Raw genomic sequence first — 22,682 nt, 5'->3', positions numbered from 1 at the left:
AATGTCTTGAGGCGCGAGATGGAAACGTCTGTCATTTGCCCCGGATGGACAGCTCGACGCCGATCTGCCGGGGCTTTTCCTGTCCGTTTTCCAAGAGCCAGAAAGTCTTTCCCTCCAAGGAAAACGCGATCTTCCACTCGCCGTTCTTCCCGGTCCAGCCGCAGAGGTGGTCGACGGTGTCCGGCCCGTCTTCGGCGGTCACAAGAGAGGTCAACGGCAGGATGGTGGCTCCAGCCAGCGACTCCTGCTGGGTCTTCAGGGAGGATGCGAGGTCGGATCGGACCGGGTTGGCGGGGAGCGGCACTGACGCCAAGGCGGCGGGTTGCTTTCCGAGCGCGGCCCAGATCCGGCCGCCTGCGATGGCGATTTCCCGGACATCCATGTGGCCGCCGTTGCGGGTAGTCGCCGCGATCATGGCCAGCGGGGCCACGCGGAATCCCTCTAGATCGCCTGCCCTTCCGGATATCGAGAGGTTGGTCTTGATGGTGCCCTCGTGAAGATCTCCAGCCCATCCATAGAACATGCGGCCTCCGGCAAAGACGGGGGTGGCGGTGAGCGCCTCCTTGTATCTGAGCGAGATTTCTTGAAAGCTACTGTCGTCCGGGCGCAGGGCAAACAAGGGGCCAGGGTTGATGGGCTGCGGTGTTCCGGGATCGTTCGCGGCGGGGGAATACCAGCCACTGAGCACGATCCAACCCGGATACGGGGCCTCTGCGGAGCGAGTGATGCCGCTGATGGTGAGGTTCTTCGGTAGATCGGCCAGGGCTTTGGGCGCGATCTTGGGTTTTTCCGGATTCCGGTTCCACAGTTTGCCGCCGCCGTCGATCAGCAGCCCGTCCGGTCCCGCGGCGATCCGCTCGGAATCGTAGGGGCCGCTGAGGATCTGCTCCGGGATTTTGAAGCGCGTGGGGGCTGCCTCGCCGTTTTTGAAACGGAGCACGGAATTCGCCCACCGCGAGAGCATCCAGAGGGTCTTGCCATCCTCGGAAAAAGTTCCTTCCGTGGCTCTGGCGGAGATCAGACCCATTCCCCAAAGGACCAAGCCGAGAAGGAGAGGGGCACGCATGGAGCCATTATATAGGCTGGATCGGGGATTTCCGGCAATGTCCTTCGTGGCGGATCCGTCCCGGAGGCTTGCAATTCAGAAACTTCCAGACTTTCGGCTTGCCAAGGGGTGTCCTGAGCCTAGCTTTGCGGCCCGTTTTTCTTTCTCTGGCAGGCGGTTGGTGCCCCGGTGCTTGTCAGAATTCCTATCGGGGCATTGTCGGAAGGAAAACGTAACCATCAACCAACCCCAACCCCACAAACCACTATGAGCAGCGCACTTGCAGCTCCCTCCAATCAGGAACTGAGCGATCTGATCGACTCCAAGTTCCGTGAGTTCCGCGAAGGAACCATCGTCAAGGGCACGATCCTTGAAATCCGCCCGCAGGTCGTCCTCGTCGACATCGGCTACAAGTCCGAAGGCGCGATCCCGTCGAACGAGTTCGAAGACGACGAAATCGAAACCGGCGACGAAATCGAAGTTCTCCTCGAGAAGCTCGAGAACGACGAAGGCATGGTCGTCCTCTCCAAGGAAAAGGCCGCCCACAAGCAGAACTGGGAAAAGATCGTCAAGGTGTACCAGGACGGCGGTCTCGTCCGCGGCAAGGTCAAGTCCGTCGTCAAGGGCGGTCTCACCGTCAACGTCGGTGTCGAAGCCTTCCTTCCCGGCTCCCAGGTCGACATCATCCCGCCGAAGGACCTCAACGAATACGTCGGCAACATCTACGAATTCAAGATCGTCAAGGTCAACGACGAGCGGAAGAACATCGTTCTCTCCCGCCGCGAGGTCATCGAAGCCGAGCGCGCCGAGCTGCGCCAGCGCTTCCTCCAGACCGTCAAGGTCGGCGACAAGGTCGTCGGCGCGGTCAAGAACATCACCGACTTCGGTGCGTTCGTCGACCTCCAGGGCATGGACGGCCTGCTCCACATCACCGACATGTCGTGGGGCCGCATCAACCACCCGTCCGAGATGCTCCACATCGGCCAGTCCGTTGAGGTCATCATCCTCGACGTGGACCGCGAGAAGGAGCGCGTCTCCCTCGGCCTCAAGCAGATGTCCGACAATCCTTGGGAAGACATCGAGCGCAAGTACCCGATCGGCCAGCGCGTCAAGGGCAAGGTCACGAAGCTCCTCCCGTACGGTGCGTTCGTCGAAATCGAGCGCGGCGTCGAAGGCCTCGTGCACGTTTCCGAACTCTCCTGGGTCAAGCGCATCACCCGCCCGTCCGACGTTCTCGAACTCGGCCAGGAAATCGACGCCGTCGTGCTCGGCATCAGCACCGAGGAGCAGAAGATCTCCCTCGGCGTGCGCCAGCTCGACACCAACCCGTGGGACGAGATCGAGCTCCGCTACCCGGTGGGCGCCACGATCAAGGGTCCGGTCCGCAACCTCACCGCCTACGGTGCGTTCGTGGAACTGGAAGAAGGCATCGACGGCATGATCCACGTGTCCGACATGTCCTGGACCCGCAAGATCAACCACCCGTCCGAAGTCCTCAAGAAGGGCGACGAACTGGAAGCGATCGTGCTTTCCATCGACAAGGCCAACCAGCGCGTGTCGCTCGGCATGAAGCAGCTCGAAGACGATCCGTGGTCGCTCATCGACGGCCGCTTCAAGGTCGGTGACCTCGTCAAGGGCACCGTGGCCAAGATCGCGTCCTTCGGCGCGTTCGTCAGCCTCGACGGCGACATCGACGGCCTCATCCACATCTCGCAGCTCAGCGAGGACCACGTGGAGAAGGTCAAGGACGTCATCAAGGTCGGCGAGGAAGTCGAAGCCCGCGTCATCAAGGTCGACAAGGTCGAGCGCCGCATCGGTCTCTCCATCAAGGCGGTCAACTACAACGAAGACCAGCTCAAGAAGGAGAGCGCCAGCTTCGAGAGCCTCCGCCCGTCCTCCGAGATGGTCGGCCTCGAGCAGGCCTTCAACCTTGCCGCGGCCGCTGCCGAAGAGTGGCGCCCGGGTCAGGACTGATCGTCCCTGTAAGACAAATTCACGGAAAACCGGCGGAGGCAACTCCGCCGGTTTTTTCGTTTGGAGTGCGGCGAGCAATCGCCGCTTTGAGCGGAGGCGAGTCATCGCCGGAAAGGAGCCCTGCTTTCAGCAAGCCGCTCCCACGTTCCAGAATCACCTCTTCACTGGTTCAAGCGCCCTTCACCCAAGTTTTGGTCCTGCCCCGTCGATTCTCTCCTGCGCCTAAAGCGGCGATTGCTCCTGCCCGTTACCCACATCGCGCGACGTGATGTGGCCGCGCTGGTGACAGCGTGGGCGGGGTGGGGCCACCCACACCCTTGTGGCTCCAGTCCCCATCCAGCGACCGCCAGTTCCAAGCCCGGAGGGCGACGTAACTTAGCCGGGGCGCGCAAGCCCCCGGATCGCATCGCGGCGGAATCTTCAAGTCCCGGAAGGGACGACGCGGCCTGCGCTCTCCAGGCGGATCCGCCCGTCCTGTTGCTTCGGGTGATCCGGCACCCTTTGAACGGCGGATGCGGATGTTCATTTGGATTGTCGCTTGGCCTCCGGTTGCGTCGCCCTACCGGGCTTCTTGCTCCTACCCCTCAACTACCGGGGGCTTGCGCGCCCCGGCTGGATTGCGTCGCCCCTCGCCGGGGCTCAGGAGGGTTGGCGCGAATCCAATGCGAGAAACCGGATGCACAGGCTCGGGTGAATCCTCCCTGCCCACGTTGTCACCAACGGGCCACGATTTGCTCCGGAGATGTGGGTAAAGGGCAGGATCGCCCGCCGCACTCCATAAAAGAAGCGGCGTTCACCAGCATCCGCATGCTGCGCAGCCAGGTTGGAAATCCGCCGCCACGATCTTGAATCCCGCGCCATTGCGGTTAGAAATGGGATCCATGAAACTCCTGGTCCTTCCCGGCAGCATCCGCAAAGACTCCTACAATCTGAAACTCGCGGCCCTGGCCGCCGAACACGCCCGCCAGGCCGGTGTCGAGGTCGATCTCGTGACGCCGGACGACCTGCGTCCGATTCCGCTCTACAATGGTGACCTGGAGGAGGCCGAGGGCCTGCCCGCCGCGGTGAAATCCCTCAAGCAGCGCTTCATTGCCGCCCAAGCGATCGTGCTGGCCTGCCCGGAATACAATTCCTCCATCACCCCGCTGCTGAAAAACACCCTCGATTGGGTCAGCCGCTCGGAAACCGACGAGGAGCCGTCGCTCGCGGCCTACCGCGGCAAGGTCGCCGGATTGCTCTCGGCCTCGCCCGGCGGTTTCGGCGGTATGCGCGGTCTGGTCACGGTGCGTTCGATGCTGGGGAATATCGGCGTGCTGGTGGTGCCGACCCAGCTCGCGGTGCCGAAAGCCTACGAGGCCTTCGATGACCAGGGTGCCCTCAAGGAGCCGCGGCAGCAGAAGTCGCTGGCCGGGGTGGTGGATGAGGTGATCCGTGTCGCCAAGGCTTTGGTAGCCAACGCGTGATGGATTGACTCCACGCTCCCGGTTTGATAGACGCCGGGAATCATGAAGCAGCAGTATCACGAGAAGCTCGGGTTGGCGGCGTTCGTCCTGTCGCTGGCCGGTGTCCTCACCGCCGGGCTGCTCGTGATTCCGGCCATGATCTGCGCGTTGATGTCGAAGCGCCATGCCGAGGCGGTGGGCCTGCCGCGGGATGGCTACGCCACCGCCGCCATGGTGGTGTGCGTCAGCGTCCTCGGCCTATGGGCGTTGCTTTTCGCCACCGGCGGCCTGGTGGTGCTCAGCGGCCTGCGGATTTCGGAGGACGGGCTGCGCGTGATTCTCGGGGTGGGCGGGCTGCTTCTCACCGGGGTGGTGGTCCAGCAGATCGCGAAACAAATGGCCGGAGCGAAGCGCATGCGCCACCTCGCGGGGCGGCGTTGAGCTCGTGGCCTCGGCTTGCAACGACAGGAACTCGCTTCTATTTTCCAGCCATGGTGATTGCGGCCGAGTCCTACGCGGATTTCGAAAGGGAAGCGCTCATGCTTCCCAAGGAAGAGCGTTCCCGGTTGGCGGGTCTGTTATTGGACAGCTTGGATCAGGAGGATGGGCTTGGTTTGAGTCCCGAGTGGCTTGAGGAAATCCACAGCAGGGTGGAGGCGATTGATCGTGGACAGGTGAATCTGGTGTCCCATGAGGAGGTGATGAAGCGCTTTGCTGCCAAGATCCAGCCTCGCGAGGCGGATGCATGAGGTGGTGTGGCTTCCCGCCGCGGAAGAGGAATTTGTTGCCTCCGGCCTCTACTATTAGGAGTGCCAGCAGGGATTGGGCATCCGCTTCGGTCAGGCGGTGCTTGAGGCGGTTGGAGCGGCGATGGCGGATCCTGAGCGTTACCGCTTAATCGGAGCAGGTTGCCGGAAGGTCCGGGTGAAGTGGTTTCCGTTCGTTTTGGTGTATCGGATGACAGAAAGCCGGATTGAGGTCATCGCGGTGGCCCACGGCGCGAGAAAGCCGGGCTATTGGTCGAATCGCTCCCGAGAGCTGGAGTAAAGCTCGTTTCCCAAGCGGGTTCGCATTCCGCGAAGTTGTTGGACGCCAATGGGCGGCCGTGTGGCGGTACGCGAACTGCTTTACGGTTGCGCTCGGCGGGTGGGTTTCCTAGCGTGCGCGTCGATTTCCCCAAAGCTTCGCCCATGAAACCTGGAATTTTCCTGACCTCCGCCGCCGCGTCCGTGGCCGCGCTCCTCAGCCTCGGCCTCACCGGTTGCAAGTCCGGCGGTGGCGACACCATCAAGGTCGGCGAGTTCGCCTCCCTGACCGGCAAGGAAGCGACCTTCGGCACCTCCTCGCATGAAGGCACCCTGCTCGCGATCGAGGAAATCAACGCCGCGGGCGGCGTGCTCGGGAAGAAGCTCGAGCTCCTCACCGAGGACGACCAGAGCAAGGCGGGCGAGCCGGCCAATGCCGTCAACAAGCTGATTTCCAAGGACGGCGTCGTCGCTATCCTCGGCGAGGTGGCCTCCAGCCGCTCGCTGGAAGCCGGTCCGATCTGCCAGCAGGCGGGCATCCCGATGATTTCCCCGGCCTCCACCAACCCGGCCGTCACCAAGACCGGCGACTACGTCTTCCGCGTTTGCTTCACCGATTCCTTCCAAGGTGCCGCGCTCGCCAACTTCGCCACCGAGAAGCTCAGCGCCAAGAAGGTCGCCGTGCTCACCGATGTGAAGAGCGATTACAGCAAGGGCCTCGCCTCAAACTTCAAGGAGCGCTACCTTAAGAACGGCGGCCAGATCGCCATCTCGCTCGACTTCAACGGCGGCGACAAGGACTTCAAGGGCCAGCTCACCGCCATCAAGGGCGCTGGCGTCGATGCCATCTTCCTCCCGGGCTACTACACCGACGTCGCCCTGATCTGCAAGCAGGCCAAGGACCTCGGCATCACCGTGCCGCTCTTCGGTGGCGACGGCTGGGAAAGCGAAACCCTGCTGAGCATCGGCAAGGAAGACGTGAACGGAAACTACTTCTCCACCCACTGCGCCGCCGACCAGGGCACGCCGAAGATGACCGCCTTCGTCGAGTCGTACAAGAAGAAGTTCAACGGCAAGACCCCGGACGCGATGGCCGTGCTCGGCTATGACTCCGCCATGGTCCTCGCCGAGGCGATGAAGCGCGCCGGCACCACCGAAGGCCCGAAGCTCCGCGACGCGATCGCCGCCACCAAGGACTACGAAGGTGTCAGCGGCAAGATGTCCCTCAATGCCGAGCGCGACGCCGTGAAGGCCCTCGTCTTCATCAAGATCGAGAACGGCGCGTTCAAGTATTCCGCCACGGTGAATCCGTGAAGAAAGTTGAGAGTTTGGAGTTGAGAGCTGAGAGTAAGAACCCCACTGCGGATGTTTAATTTCGAGAAGCTGGAAGTCTGGCAAAGGGCGATCGCATTCGCCGATGGCGTCTGAATCTGACTCTCAACTCTCAACCAACCCCTCTCAACTCAAGTGGACTTCATCCAGCAGGCGATCAACGGGCTCGGCCTCGGAGCCATCTACGCCCTGATCGCCCTTGGTTACACGATGGTCTACGGGGTGCTCCGGTTCATCAACTTCGCGCACAGCGACGTGTTGATGCTCGGGGCCTTCGCGGCGTTCTACATCGCGCCGAAGATCGAGAAGGTCTGCGGGCCGCAATCGGTGCTGGGCGTCATCCTGGTGTTCATCCTGGTCGCCCTGATCTGCGCGCTCATCGGCATGACGATCGAGCGGCTGGCCTACCGGCCTCTCCGCCACCGTCCGAAGCTCGCGGTGCTGATCACCGCGATCGGGGTTTCGTTGTTCATCGAGTTCACCTGCCAGAACCCGAACGTCCTCGGCTCCGCCACCCGGCCGTTCCCGCAGTTGGCGGCTGAGAAGCAATTCCACCTCGGCAGCGCCATTGTCGGCAGCACCGACCTGCTCGTGATCGCGGTCACCGCGGCGCTGCTGGCGGCGATGTGGTTCATCGTCCAGAAAACCCGCATCGGCACCGCCATGCGGGCGGTTTCGTTCAACCAGCAGGCCTCCCTGCTCATGGGCGTGCCGGTGAACAAGGTGATCTCCTTCACCTTCGGGCTCGGTTCCGCGCTCGCGGCCATCGCGGGCATCCTCTACTCTATGAAAGCTCCCGGCATCGAGCCGCTGATGGGAGTTCAGCCCGGCTTGCGCGCGTTCATCGCGGCGGTGCTCGGCGGCATCGGGAACCTGCCCGGCGCGGTGCTCGGCGCGGTGGTGCTGGGCCTGTTGGAAACCTTCGCCGGTGGCATTCCCGAGTTGTCGAACTACCGCGATGCAATCGCCTTCGGCATCCTGATCCTGATCCTCCTGCTCAAACCCGCCGGTCTCCTTGGCCGCGCCACCATCGAGAAAGTCTGATGCCGCTTCCCGGAGCCAAACGCTGGTTGTTGCTAGGGCTCGCGCTTGCGATCCTTGCCTCCTACTTCGCCCCGCAGTTCAACCGCTACTATCTCGGCGTCGCCATCGACGTCGGCATCGCGATCGTCCTGGCCACCAGCCTGAACCTGATCAACGGCCACACCGGCCAGTTCAGCCTCGGCCACGCCGGGTTCATGGCGGTGGGCGGCTACTTTTCCGCCTGGATCTCGCTGAAGCTTGTCGGGGTGGCCCACGCGGAATGGTATTTCCCGCTCTCCCTGCTCGCGGGCGGGCTGCTTGCCGCGGTGGTCGGCCTGATGGTCGGCATCCCCTCGCTGCGCTTGAAGGGGGACTATCTCGCGATCGTCACGCTCGGCTTCGGGGAGATCATCCGCGTGATCGCCCAGAACACCGAGGCCATCGGGGCTGCCAGCGGCCTGAAGGGCATCCCGAAGCACACCGGCCTCGGCTGGACCTTCGGCGTCGCCGCCTTGACCATCTACGTCATCACCTCGCTGGTGAACTCGACCTACGGCCGCGGCTTCATCGCCGTGCACGATGACGAGATCGCCGCCGAATCGAACGGGGTGAACACCACCCGCACCAAGGTGACCGCCTTCGTCACCGGCGCGTTCTTCGCCGGCATCGCGGGCGGGCTCTATGCCCACCACAAGACCTTCCTTTCCCCGACCGGCTTCGATTGGCTCAAGTCGATCGACATCGTGGTGATGGTCATCCTCGGCGGCATGGGCCGCACCGTCGGCGTCATCGCCGCGGCCATCCTGCTCACCCTGATGCCGGAGTTCCTCCGCGGGGTGGCGGAGTACCGGATGATCTTCTACGCGCTGCTCATCATCTTCCTGATGCTGCTGCGTCCGAACGGCCTGTTCTCCTTCAAATTCAAACGCCGCACGGCATGAGTTCCCCGCTTCTCGAACTCGAAAACGTCACCATCAAGTTCGGCGGTCTCACGGCCGTGAAGGAACTCACGACCACCGTGGGCGAAGGCGAACTCGTCGGGCTCATCGGGCCGAATGGCGCGGGCAAGACCACGGCGTTCAACATGATCACCGGCGTCTACCAGCCGACGTCGGGCAGCATCCGCTTCGGCGGCAAGTGCACCCGTGGCATCAAGCCGAGCAAGCTCGCCGCGATGGGCATCGCCCGCACCTTCCAGAACATCCGCCTGTTTGGTTCGCTCAGCGTGCTCGACAACATCCGCGTCGCCGCCCGCCTCCACAACAAGCAGGGTTACCTCGGCGCGCTGTGGCGTGGCAAGGCGTGGAAGGCCTCCGAGGCCGAGACCGAGCGCCATGCCCTTGAGCTGCTGGAGATCTTCGGTCTCGCGGGCATGCGCGATGAGGAGGCGAAGTCGCTGCCCTACGGCGACCAGCGCCGCCTGGAAATCGTCCGCGCGCTCGCCACCCGCCCGAAGCTGCTGCTGCTCGATGAACCCGCCGCGGGCATGAACCCGTCCGAAAAGGACGACCTCATGCACCTGATCCGCTTCATCAAGGAGCGCTACCACCTCGCCGTGCTCCTGGTGGAGCATGACATGAAGGTGGTGATGGGCATTTGCGAACGCATCGCCGTGCTGGAATACGGCCGCAAGATCGCCGAAGGCACGCCGAAGGAAATCCAATGCCACCCGAAGGTCATCGAGGCCTACCTCGGGGCCGCCGCCGTCTGACATCCACCCTCATGACCGGAGCTGAAAAACTGGAGATCTGGCAAAAGACGATCGCGTTCGCGGAGACCGTCTATGCCCTGACGACGGGTTATCCGGCGGAGCGCCGCCAGAGGATCCGCCGGAGGGTCGTTTCCATTTCCTCCAGCATCGCGGAGGGCGCTGCCTGCGGGTCGCGCCGCGAGTTCGCGCGCTTCGTCGAGATCGCCAGCGCCGCGCTGCCGGACGTCGTCTGTCAGATCGAGGCGGGCCGCGGCCTCGGGTTCCTGCCGGACGAGCAGTTCGAGGCATTGTGCATGATGGCGTGGGAGCAGGGCCGCATGCTCGGTGGCCTCCACCGTTCCCTGCCGCCGGAGTCCGACGGCTGACCACCCTATTTGATCCCTTCCCGATGCTCGAAGTCGAAAACCTCCACGTCTCCTACGGTGCGATCAAGGCGCTCCACGGCGTCTCGCTCAAAGTGCCGCCGGGCAGCATCGTCACGCTCATCGGCGCGAATGGCGCGGGAAAATCGACCACGCTGCGCGCCCTGTCCGGGCTGGTGAAACCGACCGCCGGGGTGATCCGCTACGATGGCCACGACATCGCCCGCATGCCCGCGAACAAGATCGTGTCCCGCGGCCTTTGCCACGTGCCGGAGGGCCGCATGGTCTTCGCCAACCTCACCGTCCGGGAGAACCTCAAGATGGGGGCCTACCTCCAGAAAGACCGGAAGTGGATCGCCGAGCAGACCGAGTATGTCTTCGGGCTTTTCCCGCGCCTCAAGGAGCGTGAGAGCCAGGCGGCCGGCACGCTTTCCGGCGGCGAGCAGCAGATGCTCGCCATCGGCCGAGCCATGCTCTCGAAGCCGCGCTTCCTGATGCTGGACGAGCCCTCGCTCGGCATCGCACCGCTGCTGGTGAAGACGATTTTCGAGCGCATCGTGGAGATCAACCGCGAGCAGGGGCTGACCATCCTCCTCGTCGAGCAGAACGCGAATCTCGCCCTCGATGTCTCCAGCTACGCCTACGTGCTGGAAACCGGCAAGATCCTGCTCGAAGGGCCGTCCGCCGAACTGAAGGTGAATCCACAGGTCCAGGAGGCCTATCTGGGCGCCTGACGGGATACACGGGCACTTGATTTGCTCCGGCGGCCTGCTTCATTGTTAGGCATGCTGAGACGCCTGTTCCTTGCCTTCGCCGGCTGTGCCGCGCTGCACGCCGCGGAGATCCCGCTCACCGATGCCACCGTGGTGCCGGGCGAGCGCGTCGGCCCGATCGAGAAGGGCATGACCCTCTTTGGCCTGAAGACCCTGTTGGGCGCGGACAAGTTCAAGTCGGTGGATCTCCCGGGCGCCGAGGGCGAGACGATCCCGGGCGCGATTGTCTTCAAGGGAACCGACCGTGAGATCCAGGTCGTCTTCAATCCCGAGGGCGACGAGAAAGAGATCGTCGAGGTCCGCATCGTGGGCAAGGGCTGGAAGTTCCCGGACGGCCTCGCCAGGGGCATGACCGTCGAACAGGTCGAGAAGGTCAACGGCAAGCCCTACAAGGTTTCCGGCTTCGATTGGGACTACGGCGGCTACGCCGACTTCACCGGCGGCAAGCTGGCGGGAAAGGTGTCCGTCCGCTTCAACCACGGCGACAAGGAGCTCGACAAGTCCCTGATCGGCGACCGCTCCCTTTCCTCCACTGACAAGAAACTCCGCGAAGCCAAGGTGACGGCCACGGAAATCAGTGTCATTTTCCCCCTTGAGAAAACCCCACCCGCAAAACCATGAGCGAGACCAACCGTGAAAAAGCCTTCCGCTGGATGGAAGGCATCTGGAACCAAAGGCAGTTCGACGTCATCGACGAGCTTTTCGCTCCGAATGGCGTGGGGCACCATGAAGGGATGGAGACCCACGACGTGGAGAGCATGCACCATTTCGTGGCGGGTATTCTCGAGGCCTTCCCGGACATCCGGGTCGAGGTCGATCATGCGATCGAGGAAGGGGATCACGTCGTGGTCCGCTGGACGGCCCATGGCACCCACATCGGAAACAACCTCGGCGTGCCCGCGACGGAGGCGGAAGTCTCCTTCAGCGGCATGACCTGGATGACCTTCGATGACAATGGCCAGATCTGTGAAGGCTGGGACTCCTGGAACCAAGGGGCACTCATCCAGCAACTCGCCCAGGCCGCTCTGGTGCGTTGAGTTGTTTTACTCCCCGCCTTCGTCGGCTCCGGCGGACGAGGGCAGGGGACGCTCCGGCTCTTCCGGAAGCGGATCGGGCATCGCCCGCGCCTTCCATGCGAAGAGGGCATACAGCTTGTCCCAGAAGTCCCCGCCGAGGACGAAGAGCCCGCCGATGCAGATGAGGTGCGCGGCGATCATTGCCTGCCAGCGCAGCGGCGTGCTGTCCGGCAGCCACTCCGGCTTGAAGGCCTGCAGGTAGGCGGGCACCAGCGGCAGCAGGAACATGCCGAGCCCGACATAGTGGCGGGTGAGGCTCACGTTGCCCGCGGGCCGGATCTTGCGGATGATCACCGCCGCCTTCTTCCGGAACATCTCGTAGTTCTCTTTCCCCATCACCGCCGCGCCGATCAGCGTGCCGACCTCCGGCGTGAAGAAGAAGATGGTGAAAAGCGTGGCCTTCACCGCCGCCGACCACGGCATCCAGTAGATCCAGCCGTGGGTGAGGAAGAGCAGGTTGCTGCCCAGGATGAAGGCGATGCCGATCTTCAGCTTGGTGCGCGCGTGCATGGGGCTGCATCCTCCGCGGGGGCGAGGCTGTCAATGCGTCTGTCTTATCGGATGTCGGTCTTCTTGTCTGGCGGCGCAGCGGGCATTCCTGGCACCACCCGCTGGATCTCGCTCTTGTGTTTCGGCTCCGGCGGCGGAGCCACCTTTCCGGCCACCGCGCGGCCCATGCAGGAGACCAGCGTCGCCGGTAGGAACAGGGCCAGTACCGCCGCGATTCGCGGCAGGCGGGCGGAGAGCCACAGGAGCTTGCGTTCGAAGTGGCCGGGGGAATGGATCGTGCCGCCGTCGGCCCCGACGTAGGCGATGCACTCGCGGCCCTGCGTTTCCTCCGCGAACGCCTTGGCCTCGCCTTCGGTCATCGCGGAGAGGTTGAAGACGTGTTTGCCGCACTGGTCGCAGAACCGTTTCCGCTCGTCGCCGGTCATGGTGTTCCAGTCCACGGAGCAGGGCTTCGCGATGACGAGGGGCGGGTCGATCCGTTTCATCGAATATCAGAGGAGCAGATGCGGAGCGGGCTGTCGAGGCGGCGGGTTGATCCGCATCAGCGGCGCGCGCGTTGTGGGAGCTTCGACGATCCTCTACCCCCTCCGATGTTTACTGGGTTTCCGTTCCATTTGTGAGGCCACCCACGGCCATCGAGCCGCCGGATCACCGGCGGTGTCTTCCGCGCTCCGGAGCCCCGCGTGCCACGCGGGGTCTCTGTTGAAAAATCCCAAAACCAAAATCCCATGCACCCACCTCGTAGTGCCAGGTCCGTCCTGGCGCGTTCCGCATCCTCGTGTCCACGCCTTCTCGCGTTCGGACTGATCCTCGCCTCCAGTGCCGCCTCACAGGCGGGCACGCTGACCTTCGGCACTTCCGCGCCCACCGGCGGGGCCGCCGCCATCAGCAGTTGGACCGGCGCCACCTTCGATGCCGACAACGTCGGCGGCTCCGGCGTGAACGCCAACGGCGGCTCCGACAATGGCGCCACCAACGACGGCACCACCTACGTCGCCGGAAACCGTCCCGTCCAGGGCCAGACCTTCACCACCGGCTCGAATGCCGGTGGCTACCTGCTGACCTCCGTCACCGTGCGGATGCAGGGCTACACCAACAACACCGCCTCCGGTTCCAACATCGGCGGCTACGATCTCAATGACACCAACACCGCGCTGCGGCTGCGCGTCGGCCGCATCGATGGTTCGGTGTTCGTGCCCTTCACCCAGGAAACCGCGGCCTGCGGGGGCAGCGGCAATCCCGGCCAGGGCGGCACTGCCAACGGCCCGGGCACCTATCTCACCTTCACCCTCGGTGCGCCCATCGTGCTCGCGCCGAACACGGTTTACGGTTTCGACTTCGGCACCACCGGCGATTACTTCGAAATGCTCGGCATCCGCGGCGCGGCGAGCGGCGGCAATCCCTACGCGGGCGGCACGGCCTACACCTCCGGCGCGAACGGCTACGGCAGCAACGCCGTGACCACCCAGTCCGGCGAGCGTGCCTTCCTGGTGGACATGACCACCTACACGGCTCCCACTCCGGGCACCTTCGTCCATCCCGGCCTGCTGCACACCGATGCCGATTTCGAGCGGATGCGCACGAAGGTTGCGGCGGGCGCGCAGCCGTGGGCGGATGGCTGGGGGGCTTTGACCTCCAACGGCCGTGCCCAGCTCGGCACTGCGCCGCGTCCGCTGCAAACGGTGATCCGTGGAGGGGATGGCCAGAACTTCACCCAGATGTACATCGACATCGCGCGCGCCTACCAACTGGCGTTGCGCTGGAAGGTCTCGGGCGACACTGCCTACGCCGACCAGGCCGTGGTGTTCCTCAACGCGTGGTCGTCCACGATGACCGGGCTCACCGGTAATTCGGACCGCTTCCTCGCTTCCGGGATCTACGGCTACGAGTGGGCGAATGTGGGCGAGATCATGCGCACCTACCCGGGATGGGCGGCCGCGGACGTGACCGCGTTCCAGAACCTGCTGGTGAACATCTTCTACCCGATGAACCACGATTTCCTCGTGAACCACAATGGGGCGGCGATCACGAACTACTGGGCGAACTGGGACCTGTGCAACATGGCCTCGATGCTCTCCATCGGCGTGTTTTGTGATCGCACGGACATTTACAACGAAGCCGTCGATTACTTCTACAATGGCAAGGGCAACGGCTCGGTGTCGAAGTTCGTCTACCAGATCCACCCCGGAAACCTCGGCCAGTGGCAGGAATCCGGCCGCGACCAGGGACACACGACCTTCGGCATCTCGCTCGTCGGGCCGATCTGTGAGATGGCGTGGAACCAGGGCCTCGACTTCTACGGTTTCGACAACAACCGCTTCCTCGCCGGGTCGGAATACGTCGCGAAATACAACCTCGGCTACGACGTGCCCTTCCAAGGCTACGCATGGGGCACCGGCACCAGCGGCACCTGGCAATTCCAGGGCGTGGTCTCGAACGCGGCCCGCGGTATTCTCCGCCCCTGCTGGGCAATGGTTTACAACCACTACGTGAACCGCAAGGGAATCGCCTCTCCCTACACCGGCGGCGAGGTCACCGCGAACCAACCGGAAGGCGACGGCGGCAATGGCGACCAGCTCGGTTTCGGCACGCTGACCTTCTCCCGCGATCCGATCGCCACCGGCCAGAAACCCAGCGGCCTCGCCGCGCTGGAGGATGCGAACTCGATCCAGTTGAACTGGTGGGGCGCGGCCTACGCCACCAGCTACAACGTGAAGCGAGCCACCACCAGCGGCGGCCCCTACACCACCATTGCCACCGGTGTGACGGACCTCCTCACCTACACCGACAGCGGTCTCGCGCCCGGCACCTATTACTACGTCGTCACCGGCACCACGCCGTCCGGGGAAACCGCGGTTTCGAATGAAGCCCGGGCCGTGTCCCGCGCCGAGCTCCACACCTGGCTGAAGATGGATGAAACCACCGGCACCACCGCGGCCGATGCTTCCAACCACAGCCACGCCGGCACGCTCGTGAACGGGCCAACTTGGACCACCGGCAAGACCGGCAACGCGATCTCGTTCGACGGCACCGACGACTACGTCTCGCTGCCGACCTCGCTGGTCCGCGATCTCGATGACTTCACCGTCTCCACCTGGGTCTACCTCAACGCCAACAACACCTGGAGCCGCATCTTCGACTTCGGCGACAGCAACGGCCGCGGGATGTACCTCACCACCAAGAACGGCGGCGGCGTGGTGTCCTTCGGGAGCTACACGGTCTACAGCTACAATACCCAAACCATCAACGGCACCGCCGCGCTGCCCACCGCGCAGTGGGTCCATGTGGCGGTCAGCGTTTCCGGAAAGACCGGCACGCTGTATGTGAACGGCGTCGCCGTCGGCCAGAACACCAGCCTCGATTACCAGCCGTTCCAGCTCGGCCAGACCCGCGGCAACTACCTCGGGAAGTCGAACTGGGCGGATCCCTATCTGAACGGGAAGCTCGATGACTTCCGGATCTACCGCGGTGCGTTGAATGCCGACGAGGTCCGCACCCTGGCCGCCTCCGGCACCGCCCACCTCGAGTTCGATGAAGCCAGCGGCACCACCGCCACCGACATCACCGGCAACGGTTGGAACGGCACCCTGGTGAACGGTCCGCTGTGGTCCACCTCCGGCAAGATCGCGAACGCCGTCGACCTCGATGGCTCGAACGACCACGTGACCCTGCCCACCGGTGTCGTCAATGGCCTCACCACCGCCTCCATCTCGACCTGGGTGAACCTGGATACCGTGAGCAACTGGTCGCGCGTGTTCGATTTCGGCACCGGCACCACCACCTACATGTTCCTCACCCCGAAGAACGGCAACACCGGCACGGTGCGCTTCGCCATTTCCACCGGCGGTGGCGGCGGCGAGCAGAAGATCGACGGCACCGCCGCGATCACCACCGGTGGCTGGCATCACGTGGCCGTGACGCTGAACGGGGCCACCGGCACGCTCTACGTCGATGGCGTGCAGGTCGGCCAGAATACCGCGATGACGCTCACCCCGTCCTCGCTCGGGGCCACCACCCAGAACCGCATTGGCCGCTCGCAGTACAACGATCCGTATCTGGATGGACGCGTGGACGATTTCCGCATCTTCGGCCGCGCCCTCACCGCCACCGAGGTTTCCGCGCTCGCGGGCACCTTCCCGGCTCCATCGTCACCGGCCGCCGCCGCGGGCAACAACAGCGTGGCCTTGTCCTGGGCCGCGGTCAGCGGAGCGTCCTCCTACCAGGTCCGCCGTTCCACCACCAGCGGTGGCCCCTACACCACGATCGCCGTCGGTCTCACCGGCACCTCGTGGACGGATGGCAGCGCGGTGAATGGCACCACCTATTACTACGTCATCGCCGCCACCACGCCGCTTGGTGAAAGCGTCTCCACGCAGCTCTCCGCGTTGCCCCTGCCTCCCATCCCAGCCGCGCCCACCGGCTTGGCGTTGAACGGTTGGAACGGTGCCGTGGCTCTCTCCTGGACCGCGTCCAGCGGCGCCACCAGCTACACCGTGAAGCGCGGCACCAGCAGTGGCACCTATACCCAATCGACCACCGGCCTCACCGCCACCACCTGGTCGGACACGACGGCCGTGGATGGCACCACCTACTACTACGTCGTCTCCGCCAGCAATCTCGGCGGCGAAAGCGCGAACTCGTCCGAGGTATCCGTCCTGTTCACCCAGCCGCGGGCTTACCTGAAGTTCGACGAGACCACCGGCCTCACCGCCGCCGACGCCTCGGGCAATGCCTGGCAGGGCACCCTCGTCAACGGGCCGCTGTGGAGCGCGGGCCGCAGCAACAACACCGTCGACCTCGATGGCACCGATGATCACGTGACCCTGCCGACCGGCGTGGTCAACGGCGTCACCGGCTGCACCGTGATGCTGTGGGCGAACCTCGACTCCGTCTCGACCTGGCAGCGCCTGTTCGACTTCGGCACCGGCACCAGCGTCTACATGTTTCTGACGCCGAAGAACGGGGCCAATGGCAACCTGCGCTTCGCCATCAGCACCGCGGGTGGTGGCGGCGAGCAGAAGATCGATGGCACCGCGCCGTTCCCGGCAGGCGGGTGGCACCACGTCGCCGTCACCCTGGCGGGCGCGACCGGCACGCTCTACGTCGATGGCGTGCAGGTCGGCCAGAACACCGCCATGACGCTGACCCCGACCAGCCTCGGCTCGACCACCAAGAACTACCTCGGCCGCTCCCAATACGCCGATCCGTATCTCGTCGGTCGCATCGATGAGTTCCGCCTCTACAACCGCGCGCTCACCTCCACCGAGGTGGCCTCGCTGGTGGCGACCAGCCCGCTCGGCCTGATGACCGCGCCCACCGGACCCACCGCCACCGCGGGCACCACCCAGGTGGCGCTCGCCTGGACCGCGCCCACCGGTGCCACCGGCTACGATGTCCTGCGCTCCACGGTGGCGGGCGGGCCCTACTCGGTGGTCTCCACGAATCAGACCGCCGTGTCCTACACCGATACCGGCCTGACGACCGGCACCACCTACTACTACGTGGTGGTCGCCCGCAGCGCCACCAGCGAGAGCCCGGACTCCGCCGAGGTGAGCGCCGCCGCGCAGTAACCCTGTCCCGGACGCCAAAACGAAAGCCTCCGCCTGGGATCCAGGCGGAGGCTTTTTCGTCGATCCGGAGCTTGGACAGCCCGCGGGGTCCGTCAGTTGCTGGTGATGCCGTGCGGGATGGACACGTGCTCGCCGCCGGAGCCAGCCCACACCTTGCCATGCACGGCGGGAGTGGTGAAGCCGGTCGAATCGTCGGCGCAGGAAACCAAAGCCATCACTGGAAGAACCAAGAGGAAGCGGAGGATTTTCATACAATCGCCACCCTAACCGAACACCGGGGCTCGGCGATCAAAATCCTGCTTCCCCCCGGAAAACGAAAAACCCACCGGCCCGGAGGCCGGTGGGTTGGGCGCTGACGGGAAATCAGGCGACTTCCTTGATGTCGAGCGCCGCGTACTCGCCGTCTTTGCGGCGGTAAACCAGGGTCAGGCAGCCACGGCGGGCGCTCTTGTAGAGCACGAACGGGCGGTCCGAGAGTTCGAGTTCCATGACCGCGTCCTCCTTGTACATGGTCTTCACCTTGTACTTGTCCGGGTGGACGATGAAGGGCTCCGGATCGTGCTGGGAGTCCTCCGGGTGGTCGAGCACGTCCTCGGTGAAGAAGCGTTCGTCGAGGTGGCGGATCGACTCGTTGCGGTGCGGCCGGTTCTTCTTCAGGAGGCGGGTCTTGTGCTTCCGCATGCGGCGCGAGATCTTGTCGATCGTCTCGTCGAGGGCCGCGTACATGTTGCCGTTTTCAGTGTGGGCTTCGATGGTGATGTGGTTGGCGCAAAAAAGAATGATTTCGGCGATGTGCCGGTTTTTCTGAACGTCGAGGATGGCCTTCGCTTCGATGATTCGCGGGTAGTCGAGGTGCAGACCCTCGATCTTCTTCTGGGCGTAATCCCGCAGGGCGTCGGTCACTTGCTCGTGCCGAACCGTGACGGTGATCGGCAGATTGACGTTGGCAGTTTGCATGGTTCTTGTCGGTTTGATTTCAGCAGTACGGACGGCGGTTCCATCCGCCATATCCACCCGACACCTTGGGCTAAACGTGGCGAAAATGCCACGCGGAACTTCTAAAATAATTTTCGCGTGTTGCTCCGCCGTGGAACCCTTGTAAACGCGACAAAGCCCTCCGTAGAGGGCTTTGCGTGCGAAGAACCGGGTTGCAATGCGGACGGATTTCCGTCACATCTTGAAATCCTCCCCGAGGTAATACTTCTTCGCGACGGGGTCGTTCGCGAGTTCCTCGGAGCGGCCTTCAAGGATCACCCGGCCGTCGTGGATCAGGAAGGCGCGGTCGGCGATGGTGAGGGTTTCGCGGACCGAGTGGTCGGTGATCAGGATCGCCAGGCCATCGCGCTCGCGCAGGTCGCGCACGATCTTCTGGATGTCCTCCACGGCGATGGGGTCGATGCCGGCGAAGGGCTCGTCGAGCATCAGCAGCTTCGGGTCCGTGCACAGGGCGCGGGCGATCGCCAGGCGGCGCTTTTCACCGCCGGAAAGGGTGATCGCCAGGGACTTCGAAAGCTTCGCGATGCCGAAGCGATCGAGCAGGTCGTTGGCGCGCTCGAGCCGCTCCTTGCGGCCCAGGCCCGGGCGCGTCTCGAGGATCGCCAGCAGGTTGTCCAGCACGCTGAGTTTCCGGAACACGGACTCTTCCTGTGGCAGGTAGCCGAGGCCGAGGCGGGCGCGGCGGTGCATCGGCAGGTCGGAGATGTCCGTGCCGTTGAAATGGACTTTGCCGGCGTCCGGCGGCACCAGGCCGGCGATCATGTAGAACGAGGTGGTCTTGCCCGCGCCGTTCGGACCCATCAGGCCGACGATCTCGCCGGGCTGGACGGTGAGCGAGACGCCGTCGACGACCGCGCGGCCGCCGTAGGTCTTGCGCAGGCCCGAGGCGGAGAGGATGGCGGAGGACAGGTTGCAGCAGGAGGAACCGGGCGCGTGCGAGGCTTGGACGGGCATGGCGGGCGAAAGGAAAGGGGAATCAGCGGGTGGGCTTCGGGGCGGAGGGAGTCGGCTTCGGCTTGTTGTCCGCGTCCTTCGACTGGATCTGGCCACCCATGTCCCACACGCCTTCGGTCACGAAGCTGCCATCCTTCTGGATGCGCAGGTAGAGGTTCGGCTCCTTGGCGCGCATGAACTTGTCGCCCTGCTTCACCCACGGATAGCCCCCATTGAGGATGATCTCACCGGTCTTGGCGTTGTAGTTCAGCACCGCGGCACTGGCTTCCACCGGCGGTTTGCCATCCACGGATTTCTGCACCACCTTCACCGCGCCGGTGGCGACGATGTGGTCGACATCGCCGAAGCCGCTGGTGGCGCCGGTCAGACCCGGGGCGGAGTTTTCCTTCTTGGCGGCCGGATCGGCCGGAGCCTTGGCGTCACCGGAGGGCTTCGCATCGCCGGGTTTGGCGTCCGGCTTCTTCGGTTCCTTCTTCTCCATGAAGACCTTCAGCTCGTTCGCGCCGCTCAGGGAGAAGCGCGGGTCGCTGAGACGGACGTTCTTCAGGTAAACCAGCAGGCCCTTCGCGGAGTCGAAATACATGCCGTCGTCCGCCTCGATCACGGTGTCGTTCGGGCCCGGCTTCACTTCCAGCGGCTTGGTGGCGGCGGTGTGAGGGGTGGAATCGGCAGCGGCCGGCTTCGCGGGTGGCTCCACCGGGGTGGTTTCCAGGGAGATGGAGGTCAGAGCGGCCTGCTTGAGGAAGGCGGACACGGCGTCGTTGGCGGCGCTGGAGTCCTTGCTGCTGGCTTCCAGGACTTCCCGGGTGCCGTCTAGCGCCTGCTTCGCCTGCGGGGCGGCGGTCGTGGTTTCCTCCTGGATTTTCGCGCGATCCTCCGGGCTCAGCCGCGCGGGCACCTCGGCCATCGCGGGGAGGGAGATCATGGCGGTCGCCAGGGCGGTCACCGCGCCGCGGGGAGTGATCGGAGCATTCATCGAAGTGGCCTTCTTTTGTTTCTCAAAGAACCGGGTCTTCACCGGTCCCAGCAGGAATCCCTGCGATTGTTGATGGGTGTAGGAAAGTCCGGTGCCCACCGCCTCGAAATCCTCGGAGGTGATGGCGACGGGGTCCCGGGTCTCCAGCGTGCCCTTGGTCTGGTCGAAGTGGGCGAATTGGAGATCGATCCGCGCCTTGGCGCTGCGGTCCGGGTTGAAGAACTCGAGGGCCACGATCCGGGCTTCGAGCGTGTGGTCATCCACCACCGTGAGCTCCTCGCAGCGCAGCGCGGCGGCGAGCTGGCGCTTCGAATCGTAGCGCGGCACCATCACCTTCTTCAGCACGCTGCCGGCCGGCATCAGCGAGATCGCCGGAAGCTGCTGCGGCTTCTCCGGAACCAGCTCCGGCGGCAGCGCGGAAGGCTCCGCGGCCAGGGCGGCGGGTGCGAGAACGAGGATCAGGAGCGAACGCACGGTGGGGAAGGTAGGATGAACTCGGCGGATTCCAACAGGAATAGCCCGCGGCTCAGCCGTGGGCCGCGTGGTGGATCGCGATCAGTTTGACGAGAACGTCCTCCATAAATTCGAGCGGAATTTGGTTCGGGCCGTCGGACATGGCATTGGCCGGGTCCGAGTGGGTCTCCATGAACACGCCGTCCACGCCCGTGGCCACCGCCGCGCGGGCCAGCACGGGGGCCAGCTCGCCATCGCCGCCGGTCGCGCCGCCGAGGCCGCCCGGTCGCTGCACCGAGTGGGTGGCGTCGAAAATCACCGGCAGGCCTTCCTTGCGCATCCAGTAGAGCGAGCGCATGTCGGTCACGAGGTTGTTGTAGCCGAAGGTGGTGCCGCGCTCGGTGAGCAGGAAGCGCTCGCAGCCGAAGGCGCGCAGCTTGTCCGCGATGTTGATGGTGTCCCACGGAGCCAGGAACTGGCCCTTCTTCACGTTCACCGCACGGCCGGTCTTGGCGGCGGCTTCCAGCAGGTCGGTCTGGCGGCACAGGAACGCCGGGATCTGGAGCAGATCGATGTAGGCCCCGGCGATCTCCGCGTCCTCCGCGGTGTGGATGTCGGTGGTCACCGGCACGCCCAGCTCCTTGCCGATCTCGGAGAGAATCCGGCAGCCTTCCTCGACACCCGGGCCGCGGAAGGACTTCACCGAGGTGCGGTTCGCCTTGTCGTAGGACGCCTTGAAAATGAAGTGAATGCCGGTCTTGTCGGCGATTTCCTTGAGCGATTTCGCCATTTCCCAGGCGAACTCCTCGCTCTCGAGGGCGCAGGGGCCGAGGATGAAGAACGGAGCGGGGCCGCCGACCGGGACGGTGCCGATGTTGAAGGGATCGAAGGACGACATGGTGGGAAAGGGGAAAGGAATTACTCCTCCGAGGCCTGGAGGTAAAGCGGGCGGAGGTTGTTCAGGGCCACGGCGAGGAGCTTCTCCTCCTTCTCCGTCAGGTTGCCGCGGGTTTTGTTCTCCAGCATTTCCAACGAATCGAGCACCGATTTCGCGGCCCGCAGGTTGATGTCATTGCGGCCCGTCACTGGATTCGGGATCTGACCGAGGAACATCCCGGCATTCTGGGCTTGGAGGAACAGGAATTCGCTGAAGCGGGGGTCGGCCTGTGGCTCGTCGGGCATGCGGGGTTCTAATGCACGATCGGCCGCCTGTCACCAAAACCAATCTTGCGAAACTGGATTGCATCCTGCATGATGGTAGACCGAATCCCTTAAAACCATGGACTACTACGTATTCAGAAGCCCCTTGGACGGCCATGCGGCGGTGGCCAAACTCGGTGAAGGCGGGACCCACGGCTGGGCCGCCATGCACGGCCCGGATTCCTTCGATGGCTGTTGGAGCTGGGTTCGCACCAATTGCACCGGCGGTCCGAACTATTTCCGCTGTTGAGGCTTGGGAA

The 22,682-nt window shown here is 64.3% G+C and carries 23 protein-coding genes; 14 read left to right on the top strand and 9 right to left on the bottom strand.

What is annotated here, in order from left to right; all coding sequences use genetic code 11:
* Positions 1 to 31: 31 nt before the first annotated feature.
* Complete coding sequence (locus llg_RS04210; protein ID WP_338288281.1) at positions 32 to 940, bottom strand: hypothetical protein; 909 nt, start codon at positions 938 to 940, stop codon at positions 32 to 34.
* Positions 941 to 1,312: 372 nt separating this feature from the next.
* Here llg_RS04210 and rpsA point away from each other — a divergent pair, with 372 nt between their 5' ends.
* The 12 genes from rpsA (at position 1,313) to llg_RS04150 (ending at position 11,724) form a co-directional block, all read left to right on the top strand.
* Complete coding sequence (rpsA, locus tag llg_RS04205) at positions 1,313 to 3,019, top strand: 30S ribosomal protein S1 (protein ID WP_338288280.1); 1,707 nt, start codon at positions 1,313 to 1,315, stop codon at positions 3,017 to 3,019.
* 881 nt (positions 3,020 to 3,900) lie between these two features.
* Positions 3,901 to 4,482, top strand: a complete 582-nt coding sequence (locus tag llg_RS04200) for an NAD(P)H-dependent oxidoreductase (RefSeq protein WP_338288279.1) — start codon at positions 3,901 to 3,903, stop codon at positions 4,480 to 4,482.
* A 42-nt stretch (positions 4,483 to 4,524) separates the two neighbouring features.
* On the top strand, positions 4,525 to 4,902 hold the full coding sequence (locus tag llg_RS04195; protein ID WP_338288278.1) for a hypothetical protein: 378 nt from the start codon (positions 4,525 to 4,527) through the stop codon (positions 4,900 to 4,902).
* A gap of 50 nt (positions 4,903 to 4,952) precedes the next feature.
* Positions 4,953 to 5,210 (top strand): addiction module protein, encoded by a 258-nt coding sequence (locus llg_RS04190; protein WP_338288277.1) that lies wholly within the window; start codon positions 4,953 to 4,955, stop codon positions 5,208 to 5,210.
* A gap of 441 nt (positions 5,211 to 5,651) precedes the next feature.
* Positions 5,652 to 6,800: an ABC transporter substrate-binding protein gene (locus llg_RS04185; RefSeq protein WP_338288276.1), complete on the top strand. Its 1,149-nt coding sequence runs from the start codon at positions 5,652 to 5,654 to the stop codon at positions 6,798 to 6,800.
* A gap of 153 nt (positions 6,801 to 6,953) precedes the next feature.
* Positions 6,954 to 7,862 carry a branched-chain amino acid ABC transporter permease gene (locus llg_RS04180; RefSeq protein ID WP_338288275.1) on the top strand — a complete coding sequence of 303 codons (909 nt, stop codon included), beginning with the start codon at positions 6,954 to 6,956 and terminating at the stop codon, positions 7,860 to 7,862.
* Positions 7,862 to 8,782: a branched-chain amino acid ABC transporter permease gene (locus tag llg_RS04175; protein ID WP_338288274.1), complete on the top strand. Its 921-nt coding sequence runs from the start codon at positions 7,862 to 7,864 to the stop codon at positions 8,780 to 8,782. The genes llg_RS04180 and llg_RS04175 overlap by 1 nt, the downstream gene beginning before the upstream one ends.
* Entirely contained in the window at positions 8,779 to 9,552 is a 774-nt protein-coding gene (locus llg_RS04170; RefSeq protein ID WP_338288273.1) for an ABC transporter ATP-binding protein, read from the top strand. The genes llg_RS04175 and llg_RS04170 overlap by 4 nt, the downstream gene beginning before the upstream one ends.
* Positions 9,553 to 9,563: 11 nt before the next feature.
* Positions 9,564 to 9,917 (top strand): four helix bundle protein, encoded by a 354-nt coding sequence (locus tag llg_RS04165; protein ID WP_338288272.1) that lies wholly within the window; start codon positions 9,564 to 9,566, stop codon positions 9,915 to 9,917.
* A 23-nt stretch (positions 9,918 to 9,940) separates the two neighbouring features.
* On the top strand, positions 9,941 to 10,648 hold the full coding sequence (locus llg_RS04160) for an ABC transporter ATP-binding protein (protein WP_338288271.1): 708 nt from the start codon (positions 9,941 to 9,943) through the stop codon (positions 10,646 to 10,648).
* 51 nt (positions 10,649 to 10,699) lie between these two features.
* Positions 10,700 to 11,308 carry a hypothetical protein gene (locus llg_RS04155; protein ID WP_338288270.1) on the top strand — a complete coding sequence of 203 codons (609 nt, stop codon included), beginning with the start codon at positions 10,700 to 10,702 and terminating at the stop codon, positions 11,306 to 11,308.
* Positions 11,305 to 11,724: an ester cyclase gene (locus llg_RS04150; protein ID WP_338288269.1), complete on the top strand. Its 420-nt coding sequence runs from the start codon at positions 11,305 to 11,307 to the stop codon at positions 11,722 to 11,724. Before llg_RS04155 ends, llg_RS04150 begins: the two co-directional genes overlap by 4 nt.
* A gap of 6 nt (positions 11,725 to 11,730) precedes the next feature.
* Here llg_RS04150 and llg_RS04145 read toward each other — a convergent pair whose 3' ends face one another.
* Complete coding sequence (locus llg_RS04145; RefSeq protein ID WP_338288268.1) at positions 11,731 to 12,273, bottom strand: hypothetical protein; 543 nt, start codon at positions 12,271 to 12,273, stop codon at positions 11,731 to 11,733.
* 44 nt (positions 12,274 to 12,317) lie between these two features.
* Positions 12,318 to 12,758 carry a hypothetical protein gene (locus tag llg_RS04140; protein ID WP_338288267.1) on the bottom strand — a complete coding sequence of 147 codons (441 nt, stop codon included), beginning with the start codon at positions 12,756 to 12,758 and terminating at the stop codon, positions 12,318 to 12,320.
* A gap of 243 nt (positions 12,759 to 13,001) precedes the next feature.
* On the opposite strand from llg_RS04140, the gene llg_RS04135 reads away from it, so the two are divergent.
* Positions 13,002 to 17,843: a LamG-like jellyroll fold domain-containing protein gene (locus llg_RS04135; protein ID WP_338288266.1), complete on the top strand. Its 4,842-nt coding sequence runs from the start codon at positions 13,002 to 13,004 to the stop codon at positions 17,841 to 17,843.
* A gap of 92 nt (positions 17,844 to 17,935) precedes the next feature.
* Here the strand turns inward: llg_RS04135 and llg_RS04130 are convergent, their stop codons facing one another.
* The 6 genes from llg_RS04130 to llg_RS04105 form a co-directional block, all read right to left on the bottom strand.
* The gene (locus llg_RS04130; protein WP_338288265.1) at positions 17,936 to 18,094 is read right to left on the bottom strand and encodes a hypothetical protein; all 159 of its coding nucleotides are present in this window, start codon (positions 18,092 to 18,094) and stop codon (positions 17,936 to 17,938) included.
* A gap of 112 nt (positions 18,095 to 18,206) precedes the next feature.
* A complete protein-coding gene (gene raiA, locus llg_RS04125) occupies positions 18,207 to 18,800 on the bottom strand; it encodes a ribosome-associated translation inhibitor RaiA (RefSeq protein WP_338288264.1) in 594 nt (197 codons plus the stop codon).
* A gap of 213 nt (positions 18,801 to 19,013) precedes the next feature.
* Entirely contained in the window at positions 19,014 to 19,793 is a 780-nt protein-coding gene (lptB, locus tag llg_RS04120; RefSeq protein WP_338288263.1) for an LPS export ABC transporter ATP-binding protein, read from the bottom strand.
* Positions 19,794 to 19,815: 22 nt separating this feature from the next.
* A complete protein-coding gene (locus tag llg_RS04115) occupies positions 19,816 to 21,243 on the bottom strand; it encodes a hypothetical protein (protein WP_338288262.1) in 1,428 nt (475 codons plus the stop codon).
* Between the two features lie 52 nt (positions 21,244 to 21,295).
* The gene (gene kdsA / locus llg_RS04110) at positions 21,296 to 22,120 is read right to left on the bottom strand and encodes a 3-deoxy-8-phosphooctulonate synthase (RefSeq protein WP_338288260.1); all 825 of its coding nucleotides are present in this window, start codon (positions 22,118 to 22,120) and stop codon (positions 21,296 to 21,298) included.
* Positions 22,121 to 22,140: 20 nt separating this feature from the next.
* Positions 22,141 to 22,404 (bottom strand): DUF1844 domain-containing protein, encoded by a 264-nt coding sequence (locus tag llg_RS04105; RefSeq protein ID WP_338288259.1) that lies wholly within the window; start codon positions 22,402 to 22,404, stop codon positions 22,141 to 22,143.
* 97 nt (positions 22,405 to 22,501) lie between these two features.
* Here llg_RS04105 and llg_RS04100 point away from each other — a divergent pair, with 97 nt between their 5' ends.
* Positions 22,502 to 22,672, top strand: coding sequence for a hypothetical protein (locus tag llg_RS04100; protein WP_338288258.1), 171 nt, complete (start codon positions 22,502 to 22,504; stop codon positions 22,670 to 22,672).
* Positions 22,673 to 22,682: the final 10 nt, after the last annotated feature.

This window comes from Luteolibacter sp. LG18, from assembly GCF_036322585.1.
Taxonomy (GTDB): Bacteria; Verrucomicrobiota; Verrucomicrobiia; order Verrucomicrobiales; family Akkermansiaceae; genus Luteolibacter.
Note: the sequence above shows the minus strand (reverse complement) of the source record. Positions and strands in the feature narration are given on the sequence as shown.